General features: G+C 65.0%; 13 protein-coding genes. 6 read left to right on the forward strand and 7 right to left on the reverse strand.

The features are described from left to right. Positions 1-41: 41 nt before the first annotated feature. Together BM194_RS16515 and BM194_RS16520 are read left to right on the forward strand one after the other, a co-directional pair. Complete coding sequence (locus tag BM194_RS16515) at positions 42-488, forward strand: DUF411 domain-containing protein (RefSeq protein WP_092849017.1); 447 nt, start codon at positions 42-44, stop codon at positions 486-488. 25 nt (positions 489-513) lie between these two features. Then, entirely contained in the window at positions 514-1236 is a 723-nt protein-coding gene (locus tag BM194_RS16520; RefSeq protein ID WP_092849020.1) for a cytochrome c biogenesis CcdA family protein, read from the forward strand. Here the strand turns inward: BM194_RS16520 and BM194_RS16525 are convergent. Together BM194_RS16525 and BM194_RS16530 are read right to left on the reverse strand one after the other, a co-directional pair. Then, positions 1196-2662: an ATP-binding protein gene (locus tag BM194_RS16525; protein ID WP_092849025.1), complete on the reverse strand. Its 1467-nt coding sequence runs from the start codon at positions 2660-2662 to the stop codon at positions 1196-1198. The two genes, BM194_RS16520 and BM194_RS16525, sit on opposite strands and share 41 nt — an antisense overlap. Next, on the reverse strand, positions 2659-3324 hold the full coding sequence (locus tag BM194_RS16530; protein ID WP_092849028.1) for a response regulator: 666 nt from the start codon (positions 3322-3324) through the stop codon (positions 2659-2661). Before BM194_RS16530 ends, BM194_RS16525 begins: the two co-directional genes overlap by 4 nt. Before the next feature lie 170 nt (positions 3325-3494). Here BM194_RS16530 and BM194_RS16535 point away from each other — a divergent pair, with 170 nt between their 5' ends. Genes BM194_RS16535 through BM194_RS16550 form a run of 4 tightly spaced genes read left to right on the forward strand, consistent with a single transcriptional unit; the run spans position 3495 to position 7346 of the window. Then, positions 3495-4517, forward strand: coding sequence for an NAD-dependent epimerase/dehydratase family protein (locus BM194_RS16535; RefSeq protein WP_092849030.1), 1023 nt, complete (start codon positions 3495-3497; stop codon positions 4515-4517). Between the two features lie 39 nt (positions 4518-4556). After that, positions 4557-5330 (forward strand): glycosyltransferase family 2 protein, encoded by a 774-nt coding sequence (locus BM194_RS16540; protein WP_092849032.1) that lies wholly within the window; start codon positions 4557-4559, stop codon positions 5328-5330. Further along, positions 5327-5623 carry a lipid-A-disaccharide synthase N-terminal domain-containing protein gene (locus tag BM194_RS16545; protein WP_092849035.1) on the forward strand — a complete coding sequence of 99 codons (297 nt, stop codon included), beginning with the start codon at positions 5327-5329 and terminating at the stop codon, positions 5621-5623. Before BM194_RS16540 ends, BM194_RS16545 begins: the two co-directional genes overlap by 4 nt. After that, the gene (locus tag BM194_RS16550; protein WP_092849037.1) at positions 5616-7346 is read left to right on the forward strand and encodes an ArnT family glycosyltransferase; all 1731 of its coding nucleotides are present in this window, start codon (positions 5616-5618) and stop codon (positions 7344-7346) included. Before BM194_RS16545 ends, BM194_RS16550 begins: the two co-directional genes overlap by 8 nt. 204 nt (positions 7347-7550) lie before the next feature. On the opposite strand, the gene BM194_RS16555 is transcribed toward BM194_RS16550, so the two are convergent. Genes BM194_RS16555 through BM194_RS16575 form a run of 5 tightly spaced genes read right to left on the reverse strand, consistent with a single transcriptional unit; the run spans position 7551 to position 13236 of the window. Beyond that, positions 7551-8963, reverse strand: a complete 1413-nt coding sequence (locus tag BM194_RS16555; protein ID WP_092849039.1) for an NADH-quinone oxidoreductase subunit N — start codon at positions 8961-8963, stop codon at positions 7551-7553. Further along, positions 8963-10450, reverse strand: coding sequence for a complex I subunit 4 family protein (locus BM194_RS16560; protein ID WP_092849041.1), 1488 nt, complete (start codon positions 10448-10450; stop codon positions 8963-8965). Before BM194_RS16560 ends, BM194_RS16555 begins: the two co-directional genes overlap by 1 nt. Next, complete coding sequence (locus BM194_RS16565) at positions 10447-12291, reverse strand: NADH-quinone oxidoreductase subunit 5 family protein (RefSeq protein ID WP_218155416.1); 1845 nt, start codon at positions 12289-12291, stop codon at positions 10447-10449. The genes BM194_RS16560 and BM194_RS16565 overlap by 4 nt, the downstream gene beginning before the upstream one ends. Beyond that, complete coding sequence (gene nuoK, locus BM194_RS16570; protein WP_092849044.1) at positions 12288-12593, reverse strand: NADH-quinone oxidoreductase subunit NuoK; 306 nt, start codon at positions 12591-12593, stop codon at positions 12288-12290. The genes BM194_RS16565 and nuoK overlap by 4 nt, the downstream gene beginning before the upstream one ends. A 22-nt stretch (positions 12594-12615) precedes the next feature. Then, positions 12616-13236: an NADH-quinone oxidoreductase subunit J family protein gene (locus BM194_RS16575; RefSeq protein ID WP_092849046.1), complete on the reverse strand. Its 621-nt coding sequence runs from the start codon at positions 13234-13236 to the stop codon at positions 12616-12618. Between the last annotated feature and the right edge of the window lie 11 nt (positions 13237-13247).

Raw genomic sequence — 13247 nt, forward strand, 5'->3', positions numbered from 1 at the left:
CGACAGTCATTCTGTCGCTATCACTGCACGAGGACACGCCAATGATGCACCGTCTGACTCCGATTATGGGCGCCGGCCTGCTGAGCCTGGCCATGACAACGGCCCATGCCGATGCCACACTCGAGACCAGCGCCACGCTCTACAAGAACCCTTCCTGCGTCTGCTGTTCGCAATATGCCGACCACATGAAAGCCAAGGGCATGGATATCAAGATTATCGAGGCCGAGGACCTGGGTCAGGTCAAGGCTTCCGGCAACGTGCCCCATGGCCTGTATGCCTGCCATACCATGCTGATCGGCGATTACGTGGTTGAAGGCCATGTGCCGCTCGCCGCCATAGAACGCCTGCTGGAAGAGACACCGGATATCGACGGTATCGCCTTGGCCGGCATGCCGGCTGGCTCTCCGGGCATGCCGGGTCCCAAGCAAGGCGAATTCGAGATCATGGGCTTCGACGACAATGAGTTGTCACGCTTCATGACTCTGTAGGCGGGAAGGAACAGGAAGGTACCGGATGGATACACTGTCTTCCATTGGCCTGCTTGGTGCGTTTCTGGGCGGGCTGGTGTCCTTCTTTTCTCCCTGCACGCTACCCCTGCTGCCCGGTTACCTGTCCGTGGTGACCGGCCGCAGTGCCGGCAAGGCGGACAGGAAGCTCGAGGCACTGCTGTTGAGCCTGTGTTTCGTCGTCGGCTTTACGCTGGTGTTCCTGATCCTCGGGCTAGGCGCCAGTTCCCTGAGCCAGTTGTTGCGGGGTTACCGACAGGAGCTCAACTGGATCACCGGTTCGGCCGTGATTGTGCTGGGCGTCTTCATGACCGGCCTGCTCAATCTTCCCGTGTTCCAGCGCACCCTGCAATTCACGCCTCGCCTGCAGGGCGGTTCGCCCTGGTCGGCCACGGTCTTTGGCGTCTCCTTCGCCGTCGGCTGGACGCCATGCATCGGCCCGATACTCGGCGCCATCCTGATGGCCACGTCGAACGTTGCCAGAGCCCAGGACGGCATGGTCTACCTAGGCATGTATTCCGCCGGGCTGGCACTGCCCTTTCTGGGCAGCACGCTGTGCCTCAACCTGTTTCAGCGCCATCGGCGCTTACTGGGCCGCTGGAGCGCCTATACGCGCCCGGTAGCCGGTACGATTTTGATACTGATGGGCATCGCCATCGCTTCGGGAACGATGACCCGACTGTCCAGCATCATGGTCGACCTGTTCCCGTCGCTGGCAACGCTGGGATAGCGACTGTTAGCCACTTACCCGGCACGCCTGGCGTCTCCCATACCAGGCGAACCTCCAGGCCATGCGGCTGACGGTTGGTCAGGGAAAGCCAGGCGTGCTGGCGCCGCGCCAGTTCCAGGGCGATGGACAACCCCAGGCCACTGCCGGTGGTGCGCTGGTCCGAGGCACGCCGGAAACGCTCGGTTACCTTGTCGAGCAAGGCGTCGGGAATCCCCGGCCCGGTATCGCGAATGATAAGTTGCGGTCGCCCCTGGTGACGGCTCAGTTCGACGTCCACGCAGCCACCGTCGGGGGTATAGCGCAGCGCATTGTCGAGCAGGTTGCGCAGCAGAATGCTCATTTCCACACTATCGGCATGTATCGTGAGCCGGGTCAGCCCGAGCACTTCGAGATGCTGGCCTCGGGCATGCGCCAGCGGCCAGAAGTCCGCCAGCAGTTCGGCCACGATGGGGTAGATGTCGATGGGCCCGGTATGCGCCGTGGGCTCGCCCGGGCGATCGAGTCGGGCCAGGACCAGCAACTGCTCCACGACGCGCTGCAAGCGCTCCACCCCGACATGCGCCTTGGCGAGAGACGCATCGTCGCCCGCCCGGGCATTGTCCAGGTGAATGCGCAGTGCGGCCAGCGGCGTGCGTAGCTCATGGGCGGCATCGGCGGTGAACCGCCGCTCACGCTCCAGCGTCTCGCCCAGCCGGGCAATGAAATCGTTCAGCGAATCGCGCAAGCCCTTAAGCTCGCGGGGCACCCTGGTCTCGATACGTCGCAGGTCCCGGGCGCCACGTCCCTGAACCTGACCGGAGAGCGCCGAGATCGGCGCCAGCCCGCGCCGGATAATACGCCCCATCAGCCACAACAGCAGCGGTAACAGCACCAGCAGCGGAATCAGGTTGTTCAGGGCGACCCGCTCCGCAATCTCGCTCTGGAACTCGTGCCGCAGTCCCATGCTGATCCAGGTCCGGCTGGCCGTATCGTACAGACTGAACACCCGCCATTCCTGCTCGTCATAGACCTCCCAGCGAAAGCCCTCCTCTTGCGGGGCGGGAAACGGACCACTGTCGTTCCATTCGGCCCCGAGCAGGCGCGGCGTGCCGTCGGTATTCCAGAAACCCAGCGTCAGCTTGCGCTCTTCCTCGTGATACAGCCTGGCGGGCAGATCGCCGGACTCGGGCTGGATGTCGCCATCCTCGTACCACTGTGCCTGGTGATCGGGAATGTCCAGACGCTGGGCGAGGCGTGCGTAGGCCTCGCGCGGCATGCCGGCCTCGATCTGCCCGGCGACGATTCGGGTATGCAGGCTCAACTGGGTATCGAGGATCTCCTCGAGTTCATGATCGGTGATCAGGTAGGCGGCGGTGACCGCTACCAGCGTGGCGGTCGCCAGCACCCACATCAGGGTGCGCGCCAGGTAGCGGCGGATCGAGGTCATGTCGCCTGGCTATCCAGGCGATAACCGATGCCGCGCACGGTGACGATCAGCGGCTTGGCCAGCTTCTTGCGCAGATGATGCACGTGCACTTCCAGAGCGTTGGACTCCACCTCCTCGCCCCAGCCATACAACAGGCTCTCCAGACGCGGACGCGAAAGCACCTTGTCGGGATGGCGCGCCAGTTCCAGCAGCAAGGCGTATTCCCGTCGCGCCAGGCTGACCTCCTGTCCCTGCCAAGTCACGCAATGCTGAGCCTCGTCGATGCTCAACGCCCCCAGTGTCAGCCTCTGCGTCGCCCGCCCCTCGGCGCGCCGGGTGATGACGCGCAGGCGTGCCAGCAGTTCCTGAAGGTCGAACGGCTTGAGCACATAGTCGTCGGCCCCGGCATCCAGGCCGCGAATGCGTTCCTCCACGGCATCGCGGGCGGTCAGGATCAGGACCGGCAGCGAGCTGCGCTGGCGGATGCAAGCCAGTACCTGCATGCCATCCATGTCCGGCAGGCCCAAGTCGAGGATCATGGCCGAGAAAGCCTCGTCACTGTCAATGGCTGCCAGTGCCTCGCGTCCATGCGCGAACCACTCCACGGCGTAACTCTCACGCTCCAGTGCTGTCCGGATGCCGTCGCCCAGCAGCGGATCGTCTTCCACCAGCAGTATTCGCATGCCTCGCCCTCATGATCGAACCGTCAGTTTGGTCGAATCGGCTTACGCCTCGCTTAACACTCCGGCAGCAGATACTCCCCCTTGGTACCCTTTATTTTACCCGCCGCTCTTCTTAAGCTGCTGTTAAGCAAGCCAAGGCAGGCTTGCCGTCTCAGGATCTGGAGTCGCGAATGCACATCCTCATCACGGGCATGGCCGGGTTCATCGGCCACGCCCTGGCACGCCGCCTGGCGGCTGACGATCACAGCATCGTCGGGATCGACAACCTCAACAGCTACTATGACGTCACCCTCAAGCAGGCCCGGCTGAACGAGCTGGATGATCTGGCCAACGTGCAGTTTCGCCTGCTGGACCTGACCGATGCCGAGGGCCTGCAGCGCCTGCTCGACGAATCGCATTTCGATTGCGTCATTCACCTGGCCGCCCAGGCCGGCGTCCGCCACTCGCTGAGCCACCCGGAGGTCTACGGGCAAGCCAACCTGATCGGGCACATGAACGTGCTGGAAGCGTGTCGACGCCACGCGATCGGCCACCTGATCTATGCCTCGTCCAGCTCCGTCTACGGGTTGAACAACAAGATTCCCTTTTCCACCAAGGACAATGTCGACCAGCCGGCCAGCCTGTACGCTGCCACCAAGAAATCGAACGAACTGATGGCGCATTCCTATTCGCACCTGTACGGCCTGCCCACCACCGGTCTGCGCTTCTTTACCGTCTACGGCCCCTGGGGACGCCCCGACATGGCCTTGTTTCGCTTCACGCGCAACATTCTCGAGGGACGCCCCGTCGAACTCTACAACCGGGGCGACATGTCGCGCGACTTTACCTACATCGACGACATCGTCGAGGGCATCGTGCGCCTGCTGCCCCTCGTGCCGAGCCGCGAGGCGCCCTCGGCCCCACCCTACCGCCTCTATAACATCGGCTATGGTCGGCCGGTCAACCTTATGGAGTTCGTCGAGGCCATCGAGCGGGCCACCGGCAAGATGGCGATTCGCGACTACCAGCCCATGCAGCCCGGCGACATCCAGCATACCTGGGCGGATACCGCGCCCTTGTACGCCGCTACCGGCTTCCAGCCCCGCATCGATGTCGCCACAGGCGTAGAGCGCTTCGTTTCCTGGTACCGCACCTATTATCATACGGTCTCGCCAGCCACGACTACGGACGCCAGGCGGGCAGGCCTTGCCTAGACGGGCCTTATCATAACGAGCACAAGGAATCGGAACTCCATGCAGCAGCCACTCGTGTCGGTGATCATTCCGGCCAAGGACGAAGCAGACAACCTGCCCCACCTACTGGACGAGATCGCCGCCGCCCTGGCTGATGTCGAGCATGAGGTCCTGGTCGTCGATGACGGGTCGAGCGATGCGTCATGGTCGCTGCTGACCCAGCGCGCGGCGCAGGATGCCCGCCTGCGCCCGTTTCACCATACCCGGGGGGTCGGCCAGAGCACGTCCATCTGGCAGGCGGCGCACCAGGCCCGAGGCACATGGCTGGCAACCCTGGATGGCGACGGCCAGAACGATCCCGCCGACCTGCCCCGCCTGCTCGACAAGGCGCTGCGCGAAGATGTCGCCCTGGTTGCCGGGCATCGCGTCTCGCGCCGCGACGACTGGCTCAAGCGCCTCTCGTCGCGCGTCGCCAATGGGGTCCGCTCGGCCCTGCTCAAGGACGATACGCCCGATACCGGCTGCGGCCTCAAGGTGATACGGCGCGATGCCTTCGTCACCCTGCCCTATTTCGATCACATGCACCGTTTCCTGCCTGCCCTGATCCAGTCACAGGGAGGGCGCTGCGTCTCGGTGCCTATCAATCATCGGGCACGCCAGGCTGGCCAGTCCCACTACGGGCTGAACAATCGCCTGTGGGCAGGACTCATCGACATGGTCGGCGTCATGTGGCTACGGCGCCGCTCCCGTTTGCCCGCCGAACTCGTCAGCCAGCAAACGACGGATTCGTCGCCCAACCTGACGACTGCCGGGCATGCCAAGGAGAAAGGATGAGTGCAGAGTGGCTGTGGGTGGGCATCGGCTTTCTCGGCCAGGCACTGTTCTCGGCGCGGTTCATCGTGCAGTGGCTGGCCAGCGAGCGCGCCAAGCGCAGTGTCATGCCAGTCGCCTTCTGGTTCTTCAGCCTGGGTGGCGGGGCGACGCTGCTCGCCTATGCCCTGTACCGCCAGGACCCGGTGTTCATCGTCGGGCAGGCGACAGGGCTGCTCATCTACATGCGTAACCTGACCCTGATCCGCAAGGAGCGCCGCCAGCAGCCAAACGACGACGAGGAAAGCGATGCCTGACCGAAAAATCCCGACGCGCCCCACGTTTCTGCCGTCGCCAGAGCACGACTACCGCCTGCTGTGGACGATGCTCATGCTGTTTGCCCTGGTATTGCTGGGGCTGGGCATCGGCCTGCGCGATCCCTGGCCGGCGGACGAGCCTCGCTTTGCACTGAACGCCCTGGAAATGCTGGATACCGGCCAGTTCTGGTTTCCGCATCGCGGCGGCGAGCTCTATCCCGACAAACCCCCCGTGTTCATGTGGCTGTCCGCGCTGGCCATCGCCTTGACCGGCTCAGTGCGCATGGGTTTTTTACTGCCCACCGTGTTGGCGGCACTGGGCGTGCTGGCCCTGATCGTCGACCTGACGCGGCGCCTGCATGGCCCGCGCATCGCCCTGCTCGGCGGCGTGGCACTGATCTCGACGCTGCAGTTCGTGCTCCAGGCCAAGACGGCCCAGATCGACATGGTACTGACCTTCTTCACCACGCTGGGTGCCTACGGCCTGTTGCGCCATGCCTTGCTGGGGCCGGCACGTCGCTGGTGGCTGATCGGCTGGGCGGCGATGGGGCTGGGCATCATCACCAAGGGTGTCGGCTTTCTGCCATTGCTGCTGCTGCCCGCCTGGCTGTGGCTGGCCCGGCGCGGCGAGGCGACTCCCCTGGGCTGGAAGGATCTCGCCCAGGGGGTTGCGGCATTGATCGGCGTGATCGCCCTGTGGGGCGTACCGATGATTCTAATCGCGACGTTCAGTGACGACGCGTCATTGGCAGCCTACCGCGACAACATCCTCTTCAAGCAGACCGGCGAGCGCTACGCCAATGCCTGGCACCACCACGAGCCGTGGTACTACTACATCCTCGAAGTGCTGCCCTGGGCGTGGCTACCGCTGGTACTGGGCCTGCCCTGGGCGGTGCCCGCCTGGTGGCGCCGCATCAAGCGGGGCGATGCCCGCATTCTGCTGCCATTGAGCGGCGTGATATTGATCGTGCTGTTCTTCTCGCTGTCCGCCGGCAAGCGTGGCGTCTACATGCTGCCGACGATCCCCCTGCTGGTGCTGGCCCTGGCGCCGCTGCTGCCGGGCCTTTTGCCCCGGCGCGGGCCCAACTGGCTGGCCACAGTCGTTCTGGTCTTCCTCGGCGGGGTATTCTTGGTGGCCGGACTCAGCGGCTGGCTGGGCCTGCCGGCGCTCACCGAACTGTCGCTACGCTACGGTATCGAACCATGGACCTGGTGGGTGCTGCTCGGCCTGGTTGCCGCCGGCCTGCTCGCCTGGCTGCGCCCGCGGCGGGGTATAGCGGCCCTGGCCCTGTGGCTGGTCGCGTTCTGGGCCTCGTGGTCGACGTGGGGCTATCTGCTGCAGGACCCGGTGCGTTCGCCACGCGACATGATGACCCGCGTTGCCCAGTTGACCGGGGACCAGGCCTGGCTGGCCCTGCCCAGCTTCGATGAGGAGTTCCTGCTGCAGTCGCGCCAGCCCACCGTGCACTTCGGCGACAACACGCCGTTGCCCGCTCAGTTCAGCCGCGCCTTTGGCTGGATGCAGCAGGCCCCGGCAACACGCTGGATGCTCGCCGAGGAGAGCCACCTGGAGGACTACGGCTGTGTCGATATGGCCCAGGCGCATGACATGGGTCAGCAGAACAGCGACGAGTGGTGGCTGGTAACGGGCAGCGCAGTCAGCGGCTGCCAGGGCGACACCGGAGCGGCACCGCTGTTCGTGGCACCGACCACCGTGGAATAATGACTACGCTTCGTTACAGCGAACAGTAAGCAAATCTTAAGATTGTGCGGTCACACTGTCGGCACCGATACAGCATTCCCATGCAATGGACATGTCGAACAGGACCGCAACGTCATGAGAAGAACGCTTCTGCTTTGTTACGAGGCCCTGGTAGTGATCGGTAGCGAACTCCCGCGCAGCGCCGTTCGCTATCTCGTCACCCTGTCACGGAGTGACAAGTTCCAGCATTGGCGACAGGGCCAGCCCGCCCTGTATCCCCAGGCTCGCCGCCAGCAGCAGCACCGCACTGGCCAGCAGCGCCACCTCTGACGACCGGCCCAGGGTGGGAAAGTCACCCCGCCCGGGCTGGAACATCGTCACGGCAATGACGCGCAGGTAGTAGAACAGCGACAGCACGGTGTTGGCGACGGCGACCACGGCCAGCCAGGTGTATCCGGCGGCCATGGTCGCCTCGAACAGCAGGAACTTGCCGAAAAAGCCGACCAGCGGCGGAATCCCCACCAGCGACAGCAACGCCAGGATCAACACCGCTGCAATGATCGGCCGGGTTCTTGCCAGGCCATGGTAATCGGCCAGGTCGGTGCGCCCACGCAGGTGGGTAACCACCGCAAACGCTGCCAGGGTGGCAAGCAGGTAAGCCAGCAGAAAGCCCAGCAGCGCCGTCATTGCGCCGTCCGCAGCATCGATGACCACGACGGCCATCAGCGCATACCCCGACTGCGAGACCGAGGACCAGCCCAGCAGGCGGCGCACGTCGGTCTGTCGCAGCGCCGCCAGGTTGCCCAGGGTCATGGTGATCACGGCAAGCAGCGCGACGATGGATGACCAGGCCATGCTGTCGGGCAGGATCGACACGAAGCGAGCCAGCGCCACGGCAGCGCCCACCTTGGGCACCACACTCAGTAGGGCCGCCGCCGGGGCCGGCGCGCCCTGGGCGACGTCCGGCATCCAGGCATGGCCGGGAAACGCCGCCAGCTTGAAGCTCAGCCCGATCACGATGCCCGCCGTGGCGATACCTAGCGCCAGCGTACCGCTGTCCTGCGTCGCAAAGCGCTCGGCCAGCCGTGCATAGTCGGTATCCCCCGCCAGGCCGAACAGGATCACGACACCCGTGGCCAGGAGCGTATTGGTGAGCGCCCCGATCAGGAAATACTTCATCGCCGCTTCCAGTCCCGGCGACCAGCCCCGGTGATAGGCCACCAACGGGTAACTCGCCACCGACGACAGCAGCACGCCGACGATCAGTTCCATGGCATCGTTGGCCGAGGCCATCATGATGGCGCCGAGCAAGGCGAACAGCACCAGTGCGTAATATTCACCATGCCGACGATCCGTACGCATCCATGCCGGTGACAGCAGCACGCCAATCGCGCCACCGATCAGTATCAGCCCTTTGGCGGCCAGTGCCGGGCCATCCAGCGCCCAGACACCGGAAAACGTGGTGCGGGGTACGGACGACCACTGTCCCCACGTCAGACCGAAGGCAATCGTCAGCACCGCTAACGCCAGCCAGGCACACCAATGCTGGCGCCCGTGAGGCAGGAAAGCCGCCAGCAACACGATGGCCACGGCACCCAGCAGCAGGGCGATCTCGGGCAGCAGGTCACCGATGGGCATCAGCGACCTCCCACCAGAATCGCCGACGACGCATCGATCAGCGTGAGCAGAAAGCGTGGATAGACACCGATGACCACGATGCCCAGCGACAGTACGCCAAGCACGCTCCACTCACGCCGGGACAACTCGGGAAAATGCCCCAGATTCGTGGGCAGGCGGCCAAAGAACAGCCGACGAAGCATGTCGAGAAACAGCGCGGCGGTGACTAGGATGCCGAGCACCCCGAGCACGGCCAGCCACGGATAGATGGCGAACGTGCCGGTGAACACCTGAAACTCGGCGACAAACCCGGCCAGCCCCGGCATGCCCAGGCTGGCAAAGGCCGCCAGTACCGTGAAGCCGGTCAACAGCGGTGCCTGATAGGCCAGGCCGCCGTAGTGATCCAACGCATAATCGCCGGTGCGCTGCCAGAACGAACCGGAGATCAAAAACAGCGCCCCAGTGATCAGGCCGTGCGCCACCATTTCCACCGTTGCCCCGGTCAGGGCCAGTTGGCGTGCCGCCGGGTTGTCGGTGAGCAGCGAGGCAGCCACGGCGATGCCCAGTACCGTGTAGCCCATGTGATTGATCGAGGTATAGGCGATACGTCGCTTGAGGTTGGCCTGGCCCAGTGCCACCAGGGCACCATACAGGATCGCCACCAGCGCGAGGATGGCCACCGGGAGCGCATAGGTCGCGAAGGTTTCCGCCATCATCGCCAGCGGCAGGCGGATCATGCCGAAGGTGCCCAGCTTGAGCAGCACCCCGGCGAGGATCGCCGAGGCCGGTCCCGGGGCATCGACGTGGGCCTGGGGCAGCCAGGTATGCAGCGGCACCAGGGGCGTCTTGATCGCCAGTCCCAGCATCAGCGCCAGGAACACCAGTCCGGCATAAGTGCCCGTCCCGGCCAGAGGCTGCTCGGCAATCAGCACCCGCATGTCGAAGGTCGGCGTCTCCAGCGACAGATAGAGGCCGATGATCCCCAGCAGCAGCAGCAATGAGCCGGCAAAGGTATACAGGAAGAACTTGAGCGCGGCGGTCTGTGCCTCGCCATGGCCCCAGCGTCCGATCAGGAAGAACATGCCGACCAGGGTCAGGTCGAAGAACACGTAGAACAGCAGCAGATCCAAGGTCAGGAACACGCCCAGCGCGGCACCCTGCAGGAACAGCAGCCAGGCGTAATACTGGCGGGGCTGGCCACGCGTCTCTACCGGATAGAAGATGGCCGCGACGAACAGCACAGCACTCATGGTCGCCACCGCCAAGGCGATGCCATCGGCTCCCACACGGTAGGCCACGCCCAGCGACGGCACCCAACTGACTTCGTCGATATGCTGGAACAGCGGCCCGTCCGGATTGAAGCCGAGCCAGGCGAAGACCAGCGCCAGCAGCGACAGGCCGGCACTGGCCGCAGCGACCCGACGAGCCTGCCCCTGCGTCCATCCGTTCAATACGGCCAGCGCCAGCGCACCAAGCCAGGGAATGAACAGCGCGAAGGTTAGAATCACAGCAAGGCTCCTATCCACAGCAACACGAGAATGACGCCACAGCCGACCGCGATGCCGGTGTAGTAATGATGAGTCTGGCCGCTCTGGGCCTGACGGGCCCAACGCCCACCCCACTCGCTCAAGCGGGTCAGCGAGCCGGGCAGCGACTCACCGAGCCACTCTCCGCGCCCGGCGCCAAGCCGCGCGAGCCACTCCCCGGCGCGCGCCGTGGCCCGCAGGCCGGCATCGACCACCTCATCGTCGAAACGTGCCAGTCTGTGACCGAGCACGCTTGTCCAACCAGCCAGCGCGGCAGTCGCCGCCGACAGCCCGAACCACTGCGCCGCCATGGGCCGTTTTGCTTCCAGCTGCGCTGGGAGTGTCTGCCCGGGGCGCGTCATCCAGATACCGATGGCAATGCCTGCCGCGACCAGAAGCAGCGACACGATCAGCAGCCAGAGGTGACCGGGTGGCAGGCTAAATGTCAGCGACTCGACAATCGATCGGTGCAGTTCGGGCCACCACAGGACTGACAATATCAAGGTGCCCACCACCAGCGCGCCCAATGACAAGGTTGCAGGCACGGAAGGCCCCGGCGCCTCGGGCAAGCCCGGCGTTAACGAATGTGGCGGCCGCCCAAAGGCCAGGCGCTGAAAGCGGGTCGCGTACAGGGCGCTCAGGCCACCGGCCAGCGACACCAACAGGGCCAGGACTACCGCCTGGTGGTAGGCCGCCGCCACGACCTGTTCCTTGGCCCAGGCCGCACCCAGCGGTGCGACACCTGCCAAGGCCAAACTGAGTATCAGTGCCATGACCGCCACGCCCGGCAGCCGCCGGCCCAGACGCATGTGAGTCAGGTCGAAGGTGCCGGCCTGGCGCTCGGCCTCGCCGGCCGACAGGAACAGTCCGGCCTTCATGAAGGCGTGGGCCACGAAGTACAGCAGGGCCACGCCCGGGAACCCGGCCCCTACCGCCACCCACATCAGCCCGTACTGGGCCGAGGTCGAGGCGGCCAGCAACTTCTTCGCGTGGTCCTGGCACGTAGCCACGATGCCGCCGGCCAATGCCGTGGCCAGGCCGATGACAACCGTGACGGGCGCAAACCAGGCCACATCCGAGAGCGCCGGTTCCAGACGCGCGATCAGGTAGAGCCCGGCGCTCACCAGGGTCGCGGCGTGCAGCAGGGCCGATACCGGCACCGGCCCGGACATCGCCGCAAACAGCCAGGCCGAGAACGGCACCTGGGCGGACTTGGCCGCGGCGGCGAGTAACAGGCCAGCCACGGCGACGTGCTTGAGGCCGCCCTGCAGTTGGGCCAGATCGTCGTAGCCGAAGCCGCCACTGCCGGCGAAGACTGCACCGGCGGCAATATACAGGCCCAGATCGCCGAAGCGCGTGACCAGAAACGCCGTCGCCGCATCGCGCGGCACATGCGGTTTTTCCCAGCGATGCGAGATCAATGCCCAAGAACAGGCCCCGATCAGCTCCCAGGCGATCAACAGGGTCAACAGATCGTCGGCGAGAATCAGCAGTTGCATGGCGCCGACGAAGGCCACCAGCAGCGCCAGCAAGCGGGCCCCGCTGCCGGCACCGGCGTAGATGACCACAGGCAGCGCAATCAGGGGCACCAGCAGCGCCGCGACACGCCCGGCCGGCGACATTGCCAAGCCCAGGGTCAACGTCTCGCTCCAGGCATAACGACTCGCCCCGCCGGCCGCCTCGGCCAGCCCGGCCATGGCCAGCGTCACCAGCAGCCCCGAGGCTGCCAGGGCCACCAGGCCTGCCTGGCCCAGGCGTCGGCCAGACAGATATAGCGCAGGCGCCAGCAGCAGCGGAACGAGGGGAACCAGCCAAAGCATCATTGCTTGAGCTCGCTCAGTGCTTCGGTGGTATCGGCCTGCTTGCCGCGGAACACCGCCACCACCAGGGCAAAGCCCATGGCCATCTCGATGGCCATGACTGCCATGACGATGATCGTCAGCAGTTGCCCCTCGGGTGCGCCGGCACCGCTATAGGCCCAGAACGCCACGGCGGCGAGCATGACACCGTTGAGTATCAGCTCGAGTCCCATCATCAGCATGACGAAGGATTGCTGCGACAGCGCCCCGTAAAGGCCGATGCCGATCAGCGCGGCGGCAAGCAACAATAGCGTGACCAGTGTCATTTCAGCCTCCCTGCTGACATGGTTAGTGATGGTGGTGATGCGCGTGACCGCCACCGGACTCGTCGTCCTCGGGCTGGCCCGCGGGGTCACCGCCCGGCTCCAGCCCCGGCGGCATCGAGCCCTCCTCGGCGGCGCCGTAGCGTCCTCGGTGGCTGGAAAGCACGACCACACCGATCATGGTGGCGAGCAGCACGATCCCCGCCGACTCGAAGATCAGCATCGAATCGCCGAGCATCTCCTCACCCAATGAGTGCACCGGATCGAGCCCGGCTGGCAGCGGGTCGGCCGGAAAGCTCGAAAATAGCGCCATGGCCGCCAGGATCACGAAGGCCACGCCGCCAGCGACGATCGACAGGCGATGCTGGTGCACCATCATCATCGGGTTGAGCCCAGCCGGGTTCATCATGAACATGACCATGAACAGCGCCATGACCATCATTTCCACCGCCATCATGAAGAACATCGCCACGCCCAGGTATTCGGCGGCCAGCAGGATCATGATCGCGCCGACGGCAATGAACGACACCAGCAGGAAAAACGAGGCCCGCACCATCGAATCGGTACGAAATACCCGCCACCCTGCCACGACCGCCAGCACGGCGAGCAGCAGGAAAGCGATATCCACAGCGATTGAATGCTCCATGCCCGTCTCCT

This window comes from Modicisalibacter xianhensis, from assembly GCF_900113605.1.
Lineage (GTDB): Bacteria > Pseudomonadota > Gammaproteobacteria > Pseudomonadales > Halomonadaceae > Modicisalibacter > Modicisalibacter xianhensis.

Bases quoted from the DNA above. Each gene is read 5' to 3' on its own strand.
- BM194_RS16515 (WP_092849017.1), top strand. From the start codon at position 42: ATGATGCACCGTCTGACTCCGATTATGGGCGCCGGCCTGCTGAGCCTG.
- BM194_RS16520 (WP_092849020.1), top strand. From the start codon at position 514: ATGGATACACTGTCTTCCATTGGCCTGCTTGGTGCGTTTCTGGGCGGG.
- BM194_RS16525 (WP_092849025.1), bottom strand. From the start codon at position 2,662: ATGACCTCGATCCGCCGCTACCTGGCGCGCACCCTGATGTGGGTGCTG.
- BM194_RS16530 (WP_092849028.1), bottom strand. From the start codon at position 3,324: ATGCGAATACTGCTGGTGGAAGACGATCCGCTGCTGGGCGACGGCATC.
- BM194_RS16535 (WP_092849030.1), top strand. From the start codon at position 3,495: ATGCACATCCTCATCACGGGCATGGCCGGGTTCATCGGCCACGCCCTG.
- BM194_RS16540 (WP_092849032.1), top strand. From the start codon at position 4,557: ATGCAGCAGCCACTCGTGTCGGTGATCATTCCGGCCAAGGACGAAGCA.
- BM194_RS16545 (WP_092849035.1), top strand. From the start codon at position 5,327: ATGAGTGCAGAGTGGCTGTGGGTGGGCATCGGCTTTCTCGGCCAGGCA.
- BM194_RS16550 (WP_092849037.1), top strand. From the start codon at position 5,616: ATGCCTGACCGAAAAATCCCGACGCGCCCCACGTTTCTGCCGTCGCCA.
- BM194_RS16555 (WP_092849039.1), bottom strand. From the start codon at position 8,963: ATGCCCATCGGTGACCTGCTGCCCGAGATCGCCCTGCTGCTGGGTGCC.
- BM194_RS16565 (WP_218155416.1), bottom strand. From the start codon at position 12,291: ATGATGCTTTGGCTGGTTCCCCTCGTTCCGCTGCTGCTGGCGCCTGCG.
- nuoK (WP_092849044.1), bottom strand. From the start codon at position 12,593: ATGACACTGGTCACGCTATTGTTGCTTGCCGCCGCGCTGATCGGCATC.
- BM194_RS16575 (WP_092849046.1), bottom strand. From the start codon at position 13,236: ATGGAGCATTCAATCGCTGTGGATATCGCTTTCCTGCTGCTCGCCGTG.